This window comes from Enterobacter cloacae complex sp. GYL001 (assembly GCF_049237125.1).
In the GTDB taxonomy this organism is placed as follows: Bacteria; Pseudomonadota; Gammaproteobacteria; order Enterobacterales; family Enterobacteriaceae; genus Enterobacter; species Enterobacter hormaechei_C.
Window position 1 is genome coordinate 816,968 of the sequence record NZ_JBMKGW010000001.1, and the last position, 20,130, is coordinate 837,097.

A 20,130-nucleotide genomic window follows, 5' to 3' on the forward strand; every position below is an offset into this window, starting at 1 on the left:
GGGGCGCGCACAATAGCGTCACCCAATCTCACTTTCAGCTAACGCCATGTCAGATAACGACGAACTACAGCAAATTGCGCACCTGCGCCGTGAATACACCAAAGGCGGTCTGCGCCGCCAGGATCTTCCCGCCGAACCGCTGGTGCTTTTTGAACGCTGGCTGAAGCAGGCCTGCGAAGCGAAACTGGCTGACCCGACGGCAATGGTCGTTGCCACGGTTGATGAAAATGGTCAGCCGTATCAACGCATCGTTCTTCTCAAGCATTATGACGAGAAAGGGCTGGTGTTCTACACCAACCTTGGCAGTCGTAAAGCGCATCACCTTGAAAATAATCCGCGTATTAGCCTGCTCTTCCCGTGGCATATGCTGGAGCGCCAGGTGATGGTCACCGGCAAGGCGGAGCGCCTCTCTACGCTCGAAGTGGTAAAATATTTCCACAGCCGCCCGCGCGACAGTCAGATCGGCGCCTGGGTCTCTAAACAGTCCAGCCGAATCTCAGCCCGCGGCGTGCTGGAGAGTAAATTCCTCGAACTCAAACAGAAGTTTCAGCAGGGTGAAGTACCGCTGCCGAGTTTCTGGGGCGGGTTCCGCATCCCCATTGAACAGATTGAGTTCTGGCAGGGCGGTGAACACCGTCTCCACGACCGCTTTTTATACCAGCGCGACAACGGTGGCTGGAAAATCGACAGACTGGCCCCGTAATCCCCAAAATTTGTTGATTTAAGCGCTAGCGCACACCGCGCTGGCGCTTTATTCTATGGTCCTTTCGCATCAGGCGAAAAGTCGTGTACCGGCAAAGGTGCAGTCGTTTATACATGGAGAATTTGATGGCAAGCAGTAACTTGATTAAACAATTGCAAGAGCGGGGCCTCGTGGCCCAGGTGACGGACGAGGAAGCGTTAGCAGAGCGACTGGCGCAAGGCCCGATCGCGCTCTATTGCGGCTTCGATCCCACCGCTGACAGCTTGCATTTGGGGCATCTTGTTCCATTGTTATGCCTGAAACGCTTCCAGATGGCCGGCCATAAGCCTGTCGCACTGGTTGGCGGCGCGACCGGTCTGATTGGCGACCCAAGTTTCAAAGCCGCTGAGCGTAAGCTGAATACCGAAGACACCGTGCAGGAGTGGGTGGATAAGATCCGTAAACAGGTTGCACCGTTCCTGGATTTCGACTGCGGTGACAACTCTGCGATTGCGGCGAACAACTACGACTGGTTTGGTGGCATGAACGTGCTGACGTTCCTGCGTGACATCGGCAAACACTTCTCTGTTAACCAGATGATTAACAAAGAAGCAGTAAAGCAGCGTCTTAACCGTGACGATCAGGGTATCTCTTTCACGGAGTTCTCCTACAACCTGTTGCAGGGGTATGACTTCGCCTGCCTGAACAAGCTGCACGGCGTCTCTCTGCAAATTGGCGGTTCCGACCAGTGGGGTAACATCACCTCCGGTATCGATCTGACCCGTCGCCTCCACCAGAATCAGGTGTTTGGTCTGACCGTGCCGTTGATCACCAAAGCCGACGGTACCAAGTTCGGTAAGACCGAAGGCGGCGCGGTATGGCTGGATCCGAAGAAAACCAGCCCGTACAAGTTCTACCAGTTCTGGATCAACACGGCGGATGCCGACGTTTATCGCTTCCTGAAGTTCTTCACCTTTATGGATATCGAAGAAATCAATGCGCTGGAAGAAGAAGACAAGAACAGCGGTAAAGCACCACGCGCCCAGTACGTGCTGGCGGACGAAGTGACTAAACTGGTTCACGGCGAAGAAGGTCTGGCGGCGGCGAAGCGCATTACGGCGAGCCTGTTCAACGGAACCCTGAGCGATTTAAGCGAAGCGGATTTCGAACAGCTGGCGCAGGATGGCGTGCCGATGGTTGAGATGGAAAAAGGCGCCGATCTGATGCAGGCGCTGGTGGACTCCGAGCTCCAGCCGTCTCGCGGTCAGGCGCGTAAAACCATCGCCTCTAACGCGATCACCATTAATGGCGAAAAACAGGCCGATCCGGAATACACCTTTACCGAGAACGACCGTCTCTATGGTCGCTACACGCTGCTGCGTCGCGGTAAGAAAAATTACTGCCTGGTCTGCTGGAAGTAATTAAAAGTATGCAGGGGCGTGGGAAACCACGCCCCTTTTGTTTTGACAGGGTTTGGTAAGTACAACATGAAGAACATCCTCGTCATTCAGTCCCACGTTGTGTTTGGACATGCTGGCAACAGCGCTGCGGAATTCCCGATGCGCCGCCTCGGCGTTAACGTCTGGCCCCTCAATACCGTCCAGTTCTCGAATCACACCCAGTACGGTAAATGGACCGGCTGCGTAATGCCGCCGTCGCATCTGACGGAAATCGTTCAGGGGATTGCGGATATCGACCAGCTTAAACGCTGCGATGCCGTACTGAGCGGCTATCTGGGTTCGGCGGAGCAGGGGGAACATATCCTCGGCATTGTGCGCCAGGTGAAAGCGGCAAACCCCGCGGCGAAATATTTCTGCGATCCGGTGATGGGACATCCGGAAAAAGGCTGCATTGTAGCGCCGGGCGTTGCGGAGTTTCATGTCCGCCATGCATTGCCCGCCAGCGATATTATTGCCCCCAACCTGATTGAACTTGAGATCCTGTGCGAGCATCCGGTCAACAGCGTAGAAGAGGCTGTAAGCGCCTCTCGCGAGCTGATCGCCCAGGGGCCAGAGATTGTGCTGGTTAAGCACCTGGCACGCGCAGGGTTGAGCCAGGACCGTTTTGAAATGCTGCTGGTGACGAAGGATGAAGCCTGGCATATCAGTCGACCGCTGGTGGATTTCGGTGCACGTCAGCCTGTCGGGGTCGGGGATGTGACCAGCGGTTTGCTGCTGGTGAAGCTATTGCAGGGCGCGAGCCTGCGCGATGCGCTGGAGCACGTCACCGCAGCCGTTTATGAAATCATGATTGCGACGAAGACGATGCAGGAATATGAGCTCCAGGTCGTCGCGGCGCAGGATCGCATCGCGAAGCCGGAGCACTATTTTAGCGCAACGCAGCTTTAGAAAACGCCCGGCGCCGCTGCGCTTGCACGGGCCTACGGAATTTGTAGGCCGGGTAAGCGTCAGCGCCACCCGGCAATCCAGGCCGCTCGGTTAATTCAACCCTTCCGCTTTCAGCGCCGCTGCCACCGCAGGACGCTCCGCCACGCGCGTCATATACGATGCGACATGGTCTAATCCTTCCATGTTCAGCTTAACCGCGCGCGCCCAGCGCAGAACGGTAAACAGATAGGCATCGGCGATGGTGAAACGCGAGCCACAGATCCACTGGTCGTCTTTCAGCGCGTCGTTAACGTACTGCAACTTTTTCTCCAGCAGCGCGCGCACGGTAGGTTTGTACTCTTCCGGCGTGTCCGGGCGGAACAGGGGCGTAAAGCCTTTGTGCAGTTCGGTGGCAATATAGTTCAGCCACTCCAGCGTTTTATAACGCGCAATGCTGCCGGTGGGGGCAAGGAGCTGACGATCCGGTACGTTGTCCGCCAGGAATTGCATAATCGCCACCCCTTCGGTCAGCAGGGTGCCATCATCCAGCAGCAGGGCCGGAACCTGGCCTTTTGGGTTAATCGCAAAAAAGTCATCCCCGTTTTCCAGACGCTTTTTCATCAGGTCAACGCCGTCCAGCGTGAAATCTTTACCGCTCTCGCGAAGCGTAATATGGGAAGCAAGAGAGCAGGCGCCCGGTTTATAGAACAGTTTCATCGGTAACTCCTTTTTGCTGAGGTTCCAGCTATGTTAGTGCGCGTTCGGATAAAAAAAAAGCCGCTAATCAATTAGCGGCTTCTGTTCAGTCGTTTCCCGATGACATTACGCGTTCGCGGTTTTGATCGCTTTAGCGGATTTGTCGTCGTCCTGGGTCATACGATTCAGTTTAGGTGCGGTCAGCAGCATCAGCACGGCAATCACGGCGGTCGCGATACCAATTTGCATGAACACGGTGCCGTAGACATTCAGGGAAACCAGCGGGTCGGTAACGTTGTCTGGTACCGCCATCAGGTTCGCAATCTTACCTGCGATGATAGCCGCGCCAGCGGTGGTCAGGAACCAGCTGCCCATGATGAAGCCCATCAGACGCTGAGGGACCAGCTGCGCAACCATCGCCAGGCCCAGACCGGAGATCATCAGTTCACCGATGGATTGCAGCGCATAGCTCAGGATCAGCCAGTTAACAGACACGATACCCGCGTCGGTCGCGAATTTCGTCCCCAGCGGCAGCACCAGGAATGCGCCAGAGCACAGCACCATACCGATAGCGAACTTGTGCGGCATAGGCAGACGGTCGCCCATCTTGTTATAGATAGCGGCCAGAATCGGGCTACCAATCATGATCCAGAACGGGTTCAGGGCCTGATACTGCTCCGGCTCGAACGCGATACCAAGGATGGAGTGCTCAACGTTGCGGATAGCGAAGAAGTTCAGAGACGTTGGCATCTGGCTGTACAGAACGAAGAAGATGATCGCTTCCAGCATCAGGATGAACGCCACAATCATCTTACGACGTGCCGCACCCTGCATCGCGAAGGCTTCTTTCGCAAAGATAATCACGATACCCAGCGCAACCACGCCCAGTACGGCACGAGCTACGCCCTGGTTATGCAGCAGCCAGGTGGCAACAGCGGCCAGGATCACGATGCCGACGATGGTTGCCAGCAGTTTGCCCATGTGCACGGGTTCGAAGTCTGGTTTTGAACCATAGTCTTTAACCCAGCTACGGCAGAACAGGAAGTTCACAACGGTGATCAGCATACCCACGAAGCTCAGCGCAAACGCTACGCTCCAGCCGAATTTGGCGGCCAGCCATGGGGTTGCCAGCATAGAGAAGAAGGAACCGATGTTGATGGACATGTAGTACATGGTAAATGCACCGTCCAGACGCGGGTCATCTTTGCTGTAGCAGGTAGAGAGCAGGGAAGACGGGTTCGCCTTGAAGAGGCCGTTACCTACCGCGATGGTAGCCATGCCCATGTAAACCACACCTGCATCGTGCCCGGACCAGGCAACCAGCCCATAGCCAATCGCCAGAACAACGGCGCCCAGCATAATGACTCGTTTAGTACCGAGGACTTTATCGCCTAACCAGCCGCCGATAGCGACCAGGCCATACACCAGGGCGCTGAAGGAAGAGAACAGCGTGATGGAATCGGCTTCAGACATACCCAGTTGTTTAACCAGGTAAACCGCCATGATCCCTTGCAGGCCGTAGTAGCCAAAACGCTCCCATAATTCGATAGAGAAAATGAGATAGAACGCTTTAGGCTGTTTGAAAGCGTTAAGACTTACGCTCTCATCTGTTGGTTTATTGTTTGCAGTAGACACATATACCTCTTTTTTTACATCCCATATTAACGGGGGTGTTCATAGCGTGATGACCGTAGTCCATCCGCTTTATAGTTATATTGGGAGGGGAAACGGCGGGTAATGTTCACTATCCAGCCCCATCTGGCAATACGTTTGTAATAATCTGTTACATATAACTCTGGCGGTATAATCATCGGTTCATGCAAATGTTATACAGCGTTAAATCTCATCCGTTCAAAATTGATGGTTTTTTTCACTGTAATCGACCCTGTTTAATGGCTGTATGGCGATATGTTCTGCTATTTTGGGTGAATGGCAGTGATATAGCCCATATTCTGAAAAATGACTGGTCTTATGTGCGGTGTGGAATCGATGAAATCATGTCTGACAAAGGGGTTGGGCGGGTTTTAACAACAAAAATCCAACATCAGGTTATCAGAGTGATCGCGATCACAGATGTATAGAAATTTTTGATGATGAAAAAACTATTAACCTGTTTGAGTGTTAAATGACCGAAGAATCGACAATGCGTAAAGGAGAAAGAGAGGGCAATTTATGGTCAATCGGGAAGATATCAGAGCCCTTGTTAATTTTAAGGGCTTGAACAGGTAAGAAGTAAGGTGGTTTACGCTCAGGGATAGACTTTTTCTTTGTATTCGCAGAGATCTTCGATAATGCAGGAACCGCAGCGTGGCTTACGGGCAATACAGGTATACCGTCCGTGCAGGATCAGCCAGTGGTGGCAGTCCACCTTAAATTCCGCCGGGACCACTTTTAACAGCTTCTCTTCCACCTCTTCCACGTTTTTACCCGGCGCGAACCGGGTACGGTTAGAGACGCGAAAGATATGGGTATCCACGGCGATGGTCGGCCAGCCAAACGCCGTGTTCAGCACCACATTTGCCGTTTTACGCCCGACGCCCGGCAACGCTTCCAGCGCAGCGCGGTCTTCCGGGACTTCACCGCCGTGCTGCTCCAGCAGGATCCGGCAGGTCTTAATGACGTTTTCGGCCTTGCTGTTAAACAGGCCAATGGTCTTGATATAGGATTTCACACCTTCAACGCCCAGCTCCAGCATGGCCTGCGGCGTATTGGCGACAGGGTAGAGCATGGCCGTAGCTTTGTTGACGCTCACGTCCGTCGCCTGTGCAGAGAGGAGCACCGCGATCAACAGTTCAAACGGCGAGTTAAAATTCAGCTCTGTCGTTGGATGAGGATTCTCATCGCGCAGGCGCGTCAGGATCGCAATGCGTTTCTCTTTATTCATATTGCTTTCTCGGGGATCCCTTCCTGTACGGTGCGCTCAGCGGCGCGGCGTTTACGTTTTTCATCAATCAGGTATTTTAACGCCAGCATCATCCCAAGGCCAATGAAGGCGCCAGGCGGCAGCATGGCCAGCAGGAACGGAGTGTCCGTATGGAACACCTCAATACGCAGCGACTTCGCCCAGCCGCCAAGCAGCGCGTCCGCACCGTCGAAGAGCGTACCGTTGCCCAAAATTTCACGCAGAGAGCCGAGAACGAACATGGCGGCAGTCGCGCCCATGCCGATGGAAAAACCATCCAGCGCGGATATGGCCGGATTGTTTTTCACCGCAAAGGCTTCAGCGCGGCCTACGACAATACAGTTAGTCACGATAAGCGGAATGAAAATCCCGAGCGACTGGTACAGGCCAAATGCGTAGGCGTTAATCAGCATTTGCACCACGCTGACCACCGACGCAATGATCATGACATAGATCGGAATACGGATTTCCGACGGCGTCCAGCGGCGCAAAACAGAAATGGAAAAGTTAGTCAGGGTCAGCACCAGCGTGGTCGCCAGCCCCAGCCCGAGCGCGTTGGTGGCGGTAGACGTCACCGCCAGCAGCGGACACAGCCCCAGCAGCTGTACCAGCGCGGAGTTGTTCTTCCAGAGACCCTGGACGATAACCTCTTTAACCTGGCTCATGGTCACTCCTCACAGGTGGAAAGATGATTGATCTGCGCGGGCAGCGTTTCGGCATACAGCCCGGCGCGCTTGACGGCGTTGACCACCGCGCGCGGGGTAATCGTGGCGCCCGTGAACTGGTCAAACTCGCCGCCATCTTTTTTCACCGCGAAAGCAGGATCGTCTTCGCCATGAATCATCTTTCCGGCGAAGTGTAAGATCCAGTCGCTTAAGCGTGTTTCAATTTTGTCGCCAAGGCCCGGCGTTTCGTGATGTTCCGTCACGCGCGTGCCCAGCACGGTGCCGGAAAAATCGCTGCCAACCAGCAGCTGAATCGCACCGGAGTAACCGTCCGGCGCGGTGGCTTCCATGACGGCACCCACGGGATTATCGCCCTTGCGGGCAATATAAACACGATGGGGTCCTTTACCGAGCTGCGGAGCCTGCACGACAAAGCAGCTTTTTTGCAGGTCATTATCGTAGAGGTCGGATGGGATCACCTGATCGAACAGCGCCTTTTGCTGCTTCATTGCCTGCTCTGCAATGGTTGTTTTCGTCAGTTCATTTACCAGCGCGGTCAGCCCGGTGAGGGCGGCAGCGAAGATCGCCAGCGTAACGCCGTGTTTTTGCATTGTTTTTAGCATGGCGTGACCCTTAGCGATGACCGTACACGCGTGGCCGCGTGTAGTAGTCGATGAGCGGAACGGTGATGTTAGCCAGCAGCACGGCAAATGCCACGCCGTCCGGATAACCGCCAAAGCTGCGAATAAGCCAGACCAGCAAACCCGCCAGCGCGCCGAAAATCAGACGTCCTCGGTTGGTGGTAGAGGCGGTGACCGGATCGGTCAGAATAAAGAATGCCCCGAGCATGGTCGCGCCGGAGAGCAGATGGAGCTGCGGGCTGGCCAGTGACTCAGGTGAGATGACCCAGCCGAGCGTCGAGCAGACGGCCAGCGTCACCAGGAAACTCACCGGAATATGCCAGCGGATTGCCTTCTGTTGCAGCAGGAACGCGCCGCCCAACAAATAGGCCAGATTGACCCACTGCCAGCCAGCACCCGCCAGTACGCCGCTGTAAATAGACGATTTCATCACCTGCTCCACGCTGTGTCCGGCACGCAGGGAGGTTTTGAAGGTATCGAGCGGGGTGGCCTGGCTGATGCCGTCCACGCCCATGCGAAGCGCGTTCATATCTGCGCCCAGCGCGGTGTGGCCGGTAAAAATAACGTGCAGGGCATCCATAAAGCCGGGGACGGTGGCGGCGATCTCATGCGGCGGCAGCCAGCTGGTCATCTGTACCGGGAAGGAGATCAGCAGTACCACGTAGCCAATCATCGCCGGGTTAAACGGGTTATGGCCCAGCCCGCCGTACAGCTGCTTGGCGATGATCACCGCAAACACCGTTCCCAATACCACCATCCACCACGGGGCGAACGGGGGAATGCTGATGGCCAGCAACAGGCCGGTCAACAGGGCGGAGTTATCGCTCAGGATGCGAGTCACTTCCATTTTGCGCAGCTTCAGGATCGCTGCTTCCGCTGCGACGGCACTGGCGCAACCCAGAACTAACTGGAAAAGCGTACCCCAGCCGAAAAACCAACACTGTACGGCAATACCTGGCAGCGCGGCCAGGCACACCAGCATCATAATACGCGATGTCTGGCGCTGGTTATGGGTATAAGGGGAACTTGCAATTCTGAAAACCATTTAATCCTCGTTAACGGCTTGCTGCGCGGCTTTCTTTGCCTGAACGCGCGCAATCGCGGCGGCGACTGCGGCTTTGCGTGGATCGTCGTTGGCGGCCGCAGGCCGTTCGTCCTGCTGTGCCGCTTTTCGTGCTTTGGCACGGGCGATGGCCGCTTCAACGGCGGCTTTACGCGGGTCGACAGGCGCTTCACTCTCTTCGGCTGGCTGAACCTGTGCCGCTTTTCGTGCTTTGGCACGGGCGATAGCGGCTTCAACGGCCGCCTTGCGCGGATCCGTCGCTTCCTGTTCAACCACCACTGTCTGCTGACCGGCCTTACGGGCTTTTGCCCTGGCGATAGCCGCTTCCACTGCCGCTTTACGCGGGTCGATATCGGCTTCCGGTTTGGCGTGTTGCGCTTTCTCCGCCTGACGCGCGCGAGCTTCGGCTTTACGCGCTTCGCGGGCCGCAATCGCTTCGCTGTTGTCCGGTCTTTCTCCCGGAGCGATCACAACCGTCTGGGCGGCGGTGGCTTTCTTCTCGCGCACGCGGGCCAGGGCTGCGTTAATGGCATCCTGATCTTTCGCCGCAGGCTGGACGGCAGCCTGCTTATGGCGTTCCTGACGGGCTTGTTTCTCGCGCTCCAGTCGCGCCTGACGCGCTTCAAAGCGGGCCTTCGCTTCAGCGGCACGTTTTTCTTCCATGGAGATGGCGTAGATTTCGGCTTTCTCCTGACGGAAGTATTGCACCAGCGGAATATTGCTTGGGCAGACCCAGGCGCAGGCACCGCATTCAATACAGTCAGCCAGGTTATGCGCCTGGGCTTTATCGTGCAGCTGGCCTTTGCTGTACCAGTACAACTGCTGCGGCAGTAAATCTGCCGGGCATGCGTCCGCACAGGCGCTACAGCGTATGCAGCCTTTCTCTTCCTGCGTTTCGCCCATCTCCGTTGGGGAAGGGGCGAGCAGGCAGTTGGTAATCTTCACCACCGGCACATCCAGCCACGGCAGGGTAAAGCCCATCAGCGGGCCACCCATAATGACCAGTTGATCGCTACCCGGGCAGAAGCCAGCCTGTTCCAGCAGATGACGCACCGGCGTACCCAGACGCGCCCAGACGTTGCCGGGACGGGAGACGGACTCGCCGGTCAGCGTGACGACGCGCTCGGTCAATGGCTCGCCGTCAATCACCGCACGTTTCACCGCGTAGGCGGTTCCCACGTTTTGCATCAGCACGCCGATGTCGGACGAACGGCCCCCGTGGGGGACCTGTTTGCCGGTCAGGATCTGCGTCAGCTGTTTTGCCCCGCCGGACGGGTATTTGGTCGGGATCACTCGCAGGGCGATATCGTGGCTGTCTGCCAGTACCGCACGCAGCATCGAAATGGCCTGCGGTTTATTGTCCTCAATACCGATCAGCACTTCGCGGGGTTGCAGAATATGCGCAAGAATGCGAATCCCTTCCACCACCTGCGCGGCACAGTCCTGCATCAGACGGTCATCGGCGGTGATGTACGGTTCGCACTCGGCGGCGTTGATGATCAGCGTTTCGATTTTATCGCCGCCGCCGTGAAGCTTAGCGCCGGTCGGGAAGCCTGCGCCTCCCAGACCCGCCACGCCGAACTGATGAATGCGTTCAATCAGCGCTTCACGGCTGTGGGAACGGTAGTCGCTCCAGCCGTCACGATCGATCCAGCGGTCTTCACCATCGGCTTCAATGATCACGCTCAGCTCAGACAACGCCGACGGATGGGCAACGGTATGGGGGGCAACAGCCACCACCTTACCGGAAGTCGGGGCATGTATCGGCAACATCCGTCCGCGACCAAAGGTCAGCGGCTGGCCGCGAAGAACGCTATCGCCTTCTTTCACGCACAGTTCACCTTCCGCGCCGATATGCTGTTTAAGGGGCATAACGTAACGGGTCGCCAGCGGGATCTGGCGCAGCGGCGTGCCGTTAGACTGCGATTTCATCTCAGGCGGATGAATGCCGCCGTCGAAATCCCAGATCTTCTCTTTTCTGAAGGCAGAAAATAACTTAAGCATGTTGTTCCACAGGAATATTGCGAACCGGAATGGTCTGAAGGTCCCACTTCCAGCTTTCAGTAGTCGTTTCAACCGGGCGTAGTTCTATACACTGCGTCGGGCAGGGCGCCACGCAGAGATTACAGCCGGTGCACAGATCCGCCACAACGGTGTGCATCGCGCGCGTTGAGCCCACAATGGCGTCAACAGGACACGCCTGAATACATTTGGTGCAGCCAATGCAGTTGGCTTCGTCGATGACAGCAAGGGCACGAACGGGCTCCTGGGCCTGTTCATCGCCGTCGACAGGCTGGGGATCGACGTTCAGCAGGGCAGCTATTTTAAGCATGACCGCTTCGCCACCCGGTGCGCAGCGGTTGATCTTTTCGCCCTGCACGCCCACCGCCTCAGCGTAAGGGCGGCAGCCAGGGTAGCCGCACTGCCCGCACTGGCTCTGCGGTAAAAGTTCATCAATTTTTTCAACCACCGGATCGTCCTCCACCGCAAACCGGCGGGAGGCATAACCCAGAATGATGCCAAAGACGAGTCCCAGTACGCTGATGGACGCGATGGCAATCCAGATAGCACTCATTACAACTTCACCAGACCACTAAAGCCCATAAAGGCCAGAGACATTAAACCTGCGGTCACCAGAGCGATGGCGTTACCGCGAAACGGCGCGGGAATATCCGCCGCGGCCAGACGCTCGCGAATCGAGGCGAACAGGACCATAACAAAAGAGAAACCGACCGCCGCGGAAAAACCGTACAGCGCCGATTGCAGGAAATTATGCCCAAGGTTGATATTGAGCAGCGCCACGCCCAGCACCGCGCAGTTGGTGGTGATGAGAGGCAGGAAAATGCCCAGCAGGCGATACAGGGCAGGGCTGGTTTTCCGCACCACCATCTCGGTAAATTGCACCACAACCGCAATGACCAGAATAAAGGACAAGGTGCGCAGGTAGAGCATGTCCAGTGGGATCAGGATCCAGGTATCAATCAGCCATGCGCAAATGGAGGCCATCGTCATCACGAAGGTGGTCGCCAGCCCCATGCCCATTGCCGTCTCCAGCTTTTTGGAGACGCCCATAAACGGGCACAGGCCAAGGAACTTCACCAGTACGAAGTTATTAACCAGCACAGTTCCGACAAAGAGCAGTAAGTAATCGGTCATTATTTAGCCTGAAATAAAATAGCCGCCTATTATCGGATAAACGACAACATGCCACAACAGGTTAACTGTAAGGTTATTACGGGTTGACAAAGGTCTTCTTAACGCGCGTCGAACGCTTGAAATAAGGGACCAGAAGCGCCGTCGCCAGTAGCGGAAACAGTAACTGGCGAACCGCCAGCGCGTCAGACACTGGCGAGAAAGCGAATGCTTTGACAGCCAGCAGCACGGAGACCAGCAGCCAGATAATGTAATGTTTTGGCACGTTTTTGCGGCGTTTGAAGAAGGCGATAGTCAGCCACAGCGTGTAGTACCACATCGCGATCGCGAAAACGAACGACACAAACCACGTTGCAATATTGAGCGCACTCTGGGACATCAGTGCCTGGATAGCATGAGGCGTAACCAGTGCGGTGGTGTATAGCAACAGCGCCAGCGAAGCGCTTAATAATGCCACCAGCAGCCATGCCAGCGGGGCGATTAACCAGCCCCCAATTCTCTCTCCAGGCAATGCGGTCATACGCTCTCCCATAGTCTGCGCGAAATGTTATACAGAAATTTGCAGGGCGGAGAGTATATAACATTTCACGCCGAAGGCTACTTTCTTATACAACGTAACGCCATACGGATTTAGGCACTTCCCCCACATTGAACAGACGACCGCCAGAGACCAGTTCGGCGCGACGATGGTCAGCAGCGCGGTACATATTGATGATGTCCTGATTATCCGACAGCGTGTAGTTCAGATGGTCAAACAGTTTTTCCAGGCTTTCAAGGGAATTGATCTTGCGAAATTTTAATAAATAGTCCTGAACTGTCATGTTAATAAGTTTCCATATAAAAGGGTAATACCCATAAAGGTAATGCGTTCGAATAATAAACGGATTAATAAAGACGTAAACTGTCCACTCGGGTAACGCGACGAAATTAGGAGTTTTCTTTGCGAAGAATCAGGCATCAGCAGATGCCTGGAAGAGAAGGGTAACCCCGTTCATTACGGCTGGCAATACGTTCCATGACGTAATGTGTCACGCTTTATGACGACACGGCTTACTTTTGTTGTGCGACAGTAACAGGCTCCGGCGGCTGGTAGTTATCGATATGGCTGGCAATGCCGAGCAACACGACTGAAACCCCAAGGACAATCCATCCCGCTAATTCAATGATTCGATTAATTATTGACGACATAATTTGTGTTTGTAATTTATCCATAAATACAGATTACAAATGTTACAGCGCCCTTTTCGCCAGAGCAAGCGCTTTGGGAACGATTCCCCGAACCCATATACACACTTTAATGCGAGGTAACAAAAAACGCTGTCGCAAGATGCTATTTTAACTCACAGGGCACATTATTAATCTGTGCGTTAAGCACAAGGCCAGTGATAAATAAGCGCACAGCGAGGGGGCAAACGATGAGTGAAAACATCCGCGTCGGTCTTATTGGCTACGGGTACGCAAGCAAAACCTTTCATGCACCGCTGGTTGCCGGCACGCCGGGAATGGAACTGGCGGCTATCACAAGCAGCGATGAGACTAAGGTCCGCGCCGACTGGCCAGCCGTGCCGGTGGTAACGGAGCCTAAGCATCTGTTTAACGATCCTAATATTGACCTTATTGTCATTCCTACTCCTAACGACACTCATTTCCCCCTGGCGAAAGCGGCGCTGGAGGCAGGGAAACATGTTGTTGTCGATAAGCCCTTCACCGTGACGTTGTCACAGGCGCGCGAGCTGGATGCGCTGGCGCGAAGTCTGGGTCGGTTATTATCGGTCTTTCACAATCGGCGCTGGGACAGCGATTTCCTGACGGTTAAGGCGCTGATAAACGAAGGCACGCTCGGCGAAATTGCCTTTTTTGAGTCGCACTTCGATCGTTATCGTCCGCAGGTGCGAGATCGCTGGCGCGAGCAGGCGGGACCGGGTAGCGGCATCTGGTATGACTTAGCGCCGCATCTTCTCGATCAGGCCGTTCATCTGTTTGGTTTGCCCGTGAGCATGACGGTCGATTTAGCGCAGCTCAGGCCGGGGGCGCAGACCACCGACTATTTCCATGCCATTTTGAGTTATCCGCAGCGGCGCATTGTGCTGCACGGGACAATGCTTGCGGCGGCGGAATCGGCCCGCTATATCATTCACGGGGCGCGCGGCAGCTATGTGAAGTTCGGCCTGGATCCGCAGGAAGAGCGCCTCAAAAATGGCGAACGCTTACCGCAGGAGGACTGGGGCTACGACATGCGCGACGGGGTGGTGACGCGTGCGGAGGGTGAGGTACTGGTTGAAGAGACGGTATTGACCCTGCCGGGGAACTATCCGGCGTATTACGCCGCCATTCGTGACGCGCTGAACGGTTCAGGTGAAAATCCGGTTCCCGCAAGCCAGGCAATCCAGATTATGGAGCTCATCGAGCTCGGGATCGAATCTGCCAAACATCGCGCAACGCTCTGTCTGGCATAAGTGCCAAACGCTTTCGTAGGCCGGGTAAGCGCAGCGCCACCCGGCAGTAAAGAGGACTACTGAGCAACTTTATCGCGCAGCGCCTGTTTCTCTTCAGGCGTCAGGAAGGCGATCTCCAGCCCGTTGATTTGCGCCTGACGGATCTGCTCGCGGCTCAGCCCGGCCTGTGGTGCGGCGATGTTGTATTCGTGAATAATATCCACGCCCTGAACCGCCGGATCGTCCGTGTTCAGCGAAGCCAGCACCCCGTGTTCGAGGAAGGTTTTCAGCGGGTGTTGCGCCAGCGACGCTACTGTACTGGTCTGAATATTGGAGGTCAGGCAGGATTCGATTCCAATACGTTGTTCGGCGAGGAAATCCATCAGCGCGCGATCTTCAATGGCTTTCACGCCATGACCTATACGTTCCGCACCCAGTTCACGAATGGCCTGCCAGATGCTTTCCGGCCCCGCAGCTTCGCCCGCATGAACGGTAATATGCCATCCTGCATCACGTGCGCGGTTGAAATGAGACAGGAACAGACTGCCCGGGAAGCCCAGTTCGTCACCGGCCAGGTCGATGGCGGTGATCTGGTCGCGATGCGCCAGTAATGCTTCCAGTTCCTGAAGACAGGCCGCTTCACCGAAGGTACGGCTCATAATGCCAATCAAACGCGCCTGAACGTCAAAGGTTTTGCAGCCTTCACGCACGCCTTCAATGACCGCTTCAACCACGCCCGCTACGGGGAGGTTGTGGGTCATCGCCATATAGCCCGGGGAGAAACGCAGTTCAACATAGTGCAGGCCGTTACGCGCGGCATCTTCGATGTTTTCAAAGGCGACACGGCGACAGGCATCGACCGAGGCCAGCATCTTCACGCCCCAGTCGAGCTTGCTCAGAAAACTCACCAGATCCGGTTCGTTCGACGTGACCTGAACATGCGGGATCAGGGTTTCAAGCGTTTCGGCAGGGAGGGTTAAATTGAACTGGCGACTAAGATCGAGAATGGTTTGGGCACGAATGTTTCCGTCGAGGTGGCGGTGAATATCAGTTAAAGGCAGGCGTGTATCAATCATGGTCGCACTCTTTGCTGGTTAAAGTGCGCCATATTATAAAAACAAAACGGGGTAAAAAGCTATTTGCGCAAGGGAATATTCCGTTGCGCAAATGATTTACAGCAGAGTGTTGATGCCAGCGATAAGGCGTTGAACGCCCTGTTCAAGCTTACTACGCGGACAGCCAGCGTTCAGACGCACATAGCCTTTACCTTCATCCCCATAGGTATATCCCGGCATGATGGCCACTTTTTGCTGATCAATCAGCACGTTTTGCAGCGTATTGTCATCAATGCCAAGCGGGCTGAGATCGATCCATGCCAGATAGGTGGCCTCGGGCGGTTGCCAGTTGAGTGTCGGAAATGCAGTATTCAGTTCGTCAGCAATGTAGCGCAGGTTTTCTTCGAGATAGGTCCGCAGCGCGTCCAGCCAGGGTTCTCCCTGTCGGTAGGCAGCAATGTGCGCGGTCAGCGCCAGCACGGAAGGGGAAGAGAGTCCGTCCCGACCTTTTAATGCATTCAGATAGGCGCTACGGCTGGCGTCATCGGCGATAAGCCCCCAGGCACCCGTCAGCGCCGGAATGTTGAAGCTTTTGGAACCCGAGGTCAGCAGCGCCCATTTACCGCGCACAACCTCATTCCACGGGGTATGACGATGCGTGCCCCATACCATGTCCATATGAATTTCGTCGCTGATCACCGCTACGTCATAACGTTCACACAGGGCCGCCATTGTGGTCAGCTCTTCCCGCGTCCAGACTTTGCCGGTCGGGTTTTGCGGGCTACACAGCAGCAGCAACTTGTTTTCCGGTTTTGACAGCGCCGCTTCCAGCCCGGCCATATTGCCCTCCCAGCCATACGCTGTTTTCTGCATCGGCACGGAAACAACGGTACGCTGGTTGCCTTCGATGGCTTTATAAAAGGCATCGTAAGCCGGGGTATGGACCACCACGCCGTCGCCAGGCGAGGACCAGAGGCGGATCAGCTCCGAGACCATATAAATGACCGACGGCCCATACACCACGGTTTCGGTATCAATCTGACTGTTAAAGCGTTGCCGGAACCAGTGCGCCACGGCGGCCAGAAATTCGTCATTTTTCCAGCGACTGTAGCCAAACACTCCGTGGTTTATTCGCTGGTGCAGCGCATCGGTAATGCAGGGGGCGGTGGCGAAATCCATATCAGAGATGGTGAAGGGCAGCAGGTCGGCAGCGCCAAAACGGTCAGCGACATAATCCCACTGGGTACACCAGGTGCCGTGTCGATCCACGACGGTTGAAAAATCAAACATGACGGTGCTCCGTAAAGTAAAACCCCCTCATGACGAGGGGGGCGAGGCATCAGGCTTCGACGGTTCGCATCAGGGTTGCCAGCTCATCCTTCACTGACTGTACCTGCGGGCCAATGACGACCTGCAAATTGTGTTGATTTAACTGTACCACGCCGATAGCCCGGTTAGCTTTAAGTGCGTTGGTATCCACTTTGGACATGTCCGCCACCGACAAACGCAGGCGGGTGATGCAGTTATCCAGAGAGGTAATGTTATCCGCACCGCCCAGCGCCGCCAGAATAGCCGGCGTGTTATATCCGGATTTCCCAACGGTACCAGCTACCGCCTGTTCAACGCTGGTGGCCGTATCGGTATCGCGGCCAGGCGTTTTCAGGTTAAAGCGGGTGATGGCGAAGCGGAAGATCCCGTAGTAAACCGCGAACCAGATGGCGGCCACAACCGGCACCAGATACCACTTGGTGGACAGACCGTGCAGGATACCGAAGACCACGAAGTCAATCACGTTACCGTCGGTGTTACCGATGGTCACACCGAGCACAGCCATCACGGTAAAGCCCAGGCCCGTCAGTACGGCGTGGATGAGGTACAGTACCGGCGCTACGAACAGGAACAGGAACTCGATAGGTTCTGTCGTACCGCCCACCACGCAGGCAATAACGCCGGAGATCAGCAGGCCTTTAATTTTATGACGATTTTCCGGACGGGCACAGTGGTACATCGCCAGCGCTGCGCCCGGCAGGCCGCCGAGGAAGGCAGGCATTTTACCCTGAGAGAGGAAACGCGTCGCACTTTCAGAGAAGCCGTGAGTGGTCGGGCAGCTCAGCTGGGCCTGGAAGATGGTCAGCGCACCGCTAACGGAATGACCGCAAACGTCCATGGTACCGCCGGCTTCGGTAAAGCGGATCAGGGCAACCAGGATGTGCTGTAAACCAAATGGCAGCAGCAGACGTTCACCCGTACCGAAAATCATCGGGCCGAAATCACCCGCGCCGTTGATAATGCGGCCGATACCGGTGATCCCCATGGCAAAAATCGGCCAAATCAGAGGGATGATCAGACCAAACAGACCCATCACAACCAGCGTAATGATTGGCACAAAGCGGGTCCCGCCGAAGAAGGCCAGCGCATCGGGCAGGCGGATGTTGTGGAAGCGCTCGTGCAGCATCCAGATAATCACCCCCGCGATCACGGCTCCAAGGATCCCGGTATCGATGGACTGAATACCAATCACGCTCTGAATGTTATTGGCTTTCAGTACCGCCGCGTCGGTCGTGGGCAGGATCCCTTTGGCAGTCAGCCAGAAGTTAACCGCAAGGTTCATGACCGCATAGCCAACGAAGCCCGCAAACGCCGCCACGCCTTTATTTTCGCGCGCCAGACCCAGAGGAATGGCGATACAGAACATTACCGGCAGGAAGCTAAAGGCAAAAGAGCCGACCTTGCTCATCCAGATGAATCATGATTGAAGTGATATTAATATGTTAAATCAGATAGTTAAGGTTATGCGGTTTTTCTATGGGGCATCAGTGGGGCATTTTGAGTAAATGATGCGTTCAAAATGCCCACCTGGTCATGGTTATTCTCGGTCATCCATTTACCGTAAACCGTGAATAGCATTTGCGCTGACGAATGGCCCATCTGGTGCGCAACGAAATTTGGGTTCGCTCCGGCGACCAGTGCCCAGCACGCATATGTGTTCCTGGTTTCATAAGACCGTCTTTGTCGGACGCCTGCACGACGCAGGGCAGTGCGCCAGGCTGAATTAATGGATCCGGGGACGTAGCACATCGTCTTCTTACCGTTCATTGAAGTAATGGACGGCGAGAATATAAAGGTGCATTCATCGGTTCTCTTTTTTTTGTATTCCCGTAGGCTGACGCTTACCTTGTGGGATGCCATCATTCTGGTCAGTGGCATTTGCGCCTTGAGTGCATCAATTGCTGGCTGGGTCAGCTGTATTGTTCGAATCCCGGCGTTGGTTTTTGGCAGGGTGAAGTTTCCCTTCAGGGAATAGTTCCGTGACACTGTAACAGTCCAGTTGACAGTATCCACATCCTCCCAGGATAACGCGCTTAGTTCGCCATGCCTGACGCCTGTATTTACCGCAAAGATAACCATATTCTGAAACTGTAGCGTTGGGCAGGCCGCAACCACTCTCTGATACTCATCAGAAGTAAGAGGATCTGGAATGGGTCTTTCTTTTGCGAGAGGGGTAATACCTGCCATCAGATCGGTTTTCAGGTAGCCACTTTTGAAAGCAAAGCTCAGCATCCCGCCAAGGCATGCCATATAGCTATTGACTGTAGGAACGCTTCTTCCCTTTTTGGGTGGATGATTTAGGCCATGTCTGGTCTTCTGCCAGCCGTTCAGTAGCTCCTTCCTGGCACTAAGGATATCTTCAGTGTTCAGGCTGCCGATATACCTGTGCTCACCAATTGTTTCGATAGTGGTTGTGAGGTGGCAATCGTAACGCCTCAACGTCCCGAGGCTAAGCTCCATCTCTTTAAGCCCAAGCCATTTCGATTTCAGTTCAAGTAGTGAGATTTGCTTTCTGACAGTGCTGAATTTCTCTGCGTTCGATGAATCAGGGAATTGCGAGGCATAATTGAATGTGCCTGTCTTTATCGCAAAGCAGACTGAAGCCCGAAGTTCGCCTGCCATTTTCCTGTTTTTTGGCGTGTCAGGAACGCCGAGATTTTCCCTGACACGCTTCCCCTGATATATGAACCATATGCGTAACGATTCGCCATGAACCTCTACGCCTGTTGGGTATGCTGCCATAATCATTCCTCGTTTGATGTGCCAAAGGACATTTAAGCAGATATTCTCCGGCGTTTCGCTGGGCTTTGGTGCTCGATCCAGTGGTTTATCTCATCGCGGTTATACATGATTGGGCTGTTTTGCTTAGGTGCCATATCAGGGGCAACATGGCGATAATGCTTTCCCTCCATCCAGGTAGACCGGCGGGCATGCTGAATCATGTGCTTTGACATGCCGGTTGTCGCAGTTAAAAGTTCCTCTGTGACCCATTTATTCGGTACCAACTGAATAATGTCGCTCATGGTTTTCTCCAGGCAAAAAGAAGCCGCCCGTAGGCGGCAATAACATCAAGGGATGTGAGGCAGTGCTTTCGCACCCAATAGCCAGCTCATAACTGGCTATCAGTTGCGTGAGTTAGATCTGCGATCGGGCATTCCGCTTCACCGAGAAGTTTCCGGTCA

General features: G+C 55.0%; 20 protein-coding genes and 1 pseudogene. 4 read left to right on the forward strand and 17 right to left on the reverse strand.

From position 1 onward, the window contains the following. Positions 1–46 precede the first annotated feature (46 nt). The 3 genes from pdxH to pdxY all read left to right on the forward strand — a co-directional run bounded on the left by pdxH (position 47) and on the right by pdxY (position 3,030). On the forward strand, positions 47–703 hold the full coding sequence (gene pdxH / locus ACOTWU_RS03975; RefSeq protein WP_032648127.1) for a pyridoxamine 5'-phosphate oxidase: 657 nt from the start codon (positions 47–49) through the stop codon (positions 701–703). 125 nt (positions 704–828) lie between these two features. Next, positions 829–2,103 (forward strand): tyrosine--tRNA ligase, encoded by a 1,275-nt coding sequence (gene tyrS, locus ACOTWU_RS03980; protein ID WP_017384594.1) that lies wholly within the window; start codon positions 829–831, stop codon positions 2,101–2,103. 66 nt (positions 2,104–2,169) lie between these two features. Continuing rightward, positions 2,170–3,030, forward strand: a complete 861-nt coding sequence (gene pdxY, locus ACOTWU_RS03985) for a pyridoxal kinase PdxY (RefSeq protein WP_126498906.1) — start codon at positions 2,170–2,172, stop codon at positions 3,028–3,030. Between the two features lie 90 nt (positions 3,031–3,120). Here pdxY and gstA read toward each other — a convergent pair whose 3' ends face one another. From gstA to blr, 12 genes are all read right to left on the reverse strand, one after another. After that, positions 3,121–3,726 (reverse strand): glutathione transferase GstA, encoded by a 606-nt coding sequence (gene gstA / locus ACOTWU_RS03990; protein ID WP_003857598.1) that lies wholly within the window; start codon positions 3,724–3,726, stop codon positions 3,121–3,123. 105 nt (positions 3,727–3,831) lie between these two features. Continuing rightward, positions 3,832–5,340: a dipeptide/tripeptide permease DtpA gene (gene dtpA / locus ACOTWU_RS03995; RefSeq protein WP_003857596.1), complete on the reverse strand. Its 1,509-nt coding sequence runs from the start codon at positions 5,338–5,340 to the stop codon at positions 3,832–3,834. A 613-nt stretch (positions 5,341–5,953) separates the two neighbouring features. Beyond that, positions 5,954–6,589: an endonuclease III gene (gene nth, locus ACOTWU_RS04000; RefSeq protein WP_126498905.1), complete on the reverse strand. Its 636-nt coding sequence runs from the start codon at positions 6,587–6,589 to the stop codon at positions 5,954–5,956. After that, a complete protein-coding gene (locus tag ACOTWU_RS04005) occupies positions 6,586–7,272 on the reverse strand; it encodes an electron transport complex subunit E (RefSeq protein WP_017384592.1) in 687 nt (228 codons plus the stop codon). The genes nth and ACOTWU_RS04005 overlap by 4 nt, the downstream gene beginning before the upstream one ends. 2 nt (positions 7,273–7,274) lie before the next feature. Next, on the reverse strand, positions 7,275–7,895 hold the full coding sequence (gene rsxG / locus ACOTWU_RS04010) for an electron transport complex subunit RsxG (RefSeq protein WP_003857590.1): 621 nt from the start codon (positions 7,893–7,895) through the stop codon (positions 7,275–7,277). 10 nt (positions 7,896–7,905) lie between these two features. After that, entirely contained in the window at positions 7,906–8,958 is a 1,053-nt protein-coding gene (rsxD, locus tag ACOTWU_RS04015) for an electron transport complex subunit RsxD (RefSeq protein WP_015570666.1), read from the reverse strand. Beyond that, on the reverse strand, positions 8,959–10,980 hold the full coding sequence (gene rsxC, locus ACOTWU_RS04020) for an electron transport complex subunit RsxC (protein ID WP_015570665.1): 2,022 nt from the start codon (positions 10,978–10,980) through the stop codon (positions 8,959–8,961). Continuing rightward, positions 10,973–11,551, reverse strand: a complete 579-nt coding sequence (gene rsxB / locus ACOTWU_RS04025) for an electron transport complex subunit RsxB (protein WP_040117572.1) — start codon at positions 11,549–11,551, stop codon at positions 10,973–10,975. Before rsxB ends, rsxC begins: the two co-directional genes overlap by 8 nt. Beyond that, complete coding sequence (rsxA, locus tag ACOTWU_RS04030; protein ID WP_000133206.1) at positions 11,551–12,132, reverse strand: electron transport complex subunit RsxA; 582 nt, start codon at positions 12,130–12,132, stop codon at positions 11,551–11,553. The genes rsxB and rsxA overlap by 1 nt, the downstream gene beginning before the upstream one ends. Before the next feature lie 76 nt (positions 12,133–12,208). Further along, positions 12,209–12,649, reverse strand: coding sequence for a DUF2569 domain-containing protein (locus tag ACOTWU_RS04035; protein ID WP_062938993.1), 441 nt, complete (start codon positions 12,647–12,649; stop codon positions 12,209–12,211). Positions 12,650–12,734: 85 nt separating this feature from the next. Further along, positions 12,735–12,950: a transcription modulator YdgT gene (gene ydgT / locus ACOTWU_RS04040; RefSeq protein WP_000217941.1), complete on the reverse strand. Its 216-nt coding sequence runs from the start codon at positions 12,948–12,950 to the stop codon at positions 12,735–12,737. A gap of 229 nt (positions 12,951–13,179) precedes the next feature. Continuing rightward, complete coding sequence (gene blr / locus ACOTWU_RS04045) at positions 13,180–13,305, reverse strand: division septum protein Blr (RefSeq protein WP_151884424.1); 126 nt, start codon at positions 13,303–13,305, stop codon at positions 13,180–13,182. 239 nt (positions 13,306–13,544) lie between these two features. Here blr and ACOTWU_RS04050 point away from each other — a divergent pair, with 239 nt between their 5' ends. Further along, positions 13,545–14,585: an oxidoreductase gene (locus ACOTWU_RS04050; protein WP_017693546.1), complete on the forward strand. Its 1,041-nt coding sequence runs from the start codon at positions 13,545–13,547 to the stop codon at positions 14,583–14,585. 56 nt (positions 14,586–14,641) lie between these two features. Here ACOTWU_RS04050 and add read toward each other — a convergent pair whose 3' ends face one another. The 5 genes and pseudogenes from add to ACOTWU_RS04075 all read right to left on the reverse strand — a co-directional run bounded on the left by add (position 14,642) and on the right by ACOTWU_RS04075 (position 19,971). Further along, on the reverse strand, positions 14,642–15,640 hold the full coding sequence (gene add / locus ACOTWU_RS04055) for an adenosine deaminase (protein ID WP_032653360.1): 999 nt from the start codon (positions 15,638–15,640) through the stop codon (positions 14,642–14,644). A gap of 96 nt (positions 15,641–15,736) precedes the next feature. Further along, complete coding sequence (locus ACOTWU_RS04060) at positions 15,737–16,909, reverse strand: MalY/PatB family protein (RefSeq protein WP_040117573.1); 1,173 nt, start codon at positions 16,907–16,909, stop codon at positions 15,737–15,739. A gap of 49 nt (positions 16,910–16,958) precedes the next feature. Then, a pseudogene (malX, locus tag ACOTWU_RS04065) lies at positions 16,959–18,365 on the reverse strand (maltose/glucose-specific PTS transporter subunit IIBC); the annotation flags it as partial. A 44-nt stretch (positions 18,366–18,409) separates the two neighbouring features. Beyond that, positions 18,410–19,690: a site-specific integrase gene (locus ACOTWU_RS04070; RefSeq protein ID WP_022650950.1), complete on the reverse strand. Its 1,281-nt coding sequence runs from the start codon at positions 19,688–19,690 to the stop codon at positions 18,410–18,412. 32 nt (positions 19,691–19,722) lie between these two features. Next, positions 19,723–19,971 (reverse strand): excisionase family protein, encoded by a 249-nt coding sequence (locus ACOTWU_RS04075; protein ID WP_022650951.1) that lies wholly within the window; start codon positions 19,969–19,971, stop codon positions 19,723–19,725. Between the last annotated feature and the right edge of the window lie 159 nt (positions 19,972–20,130).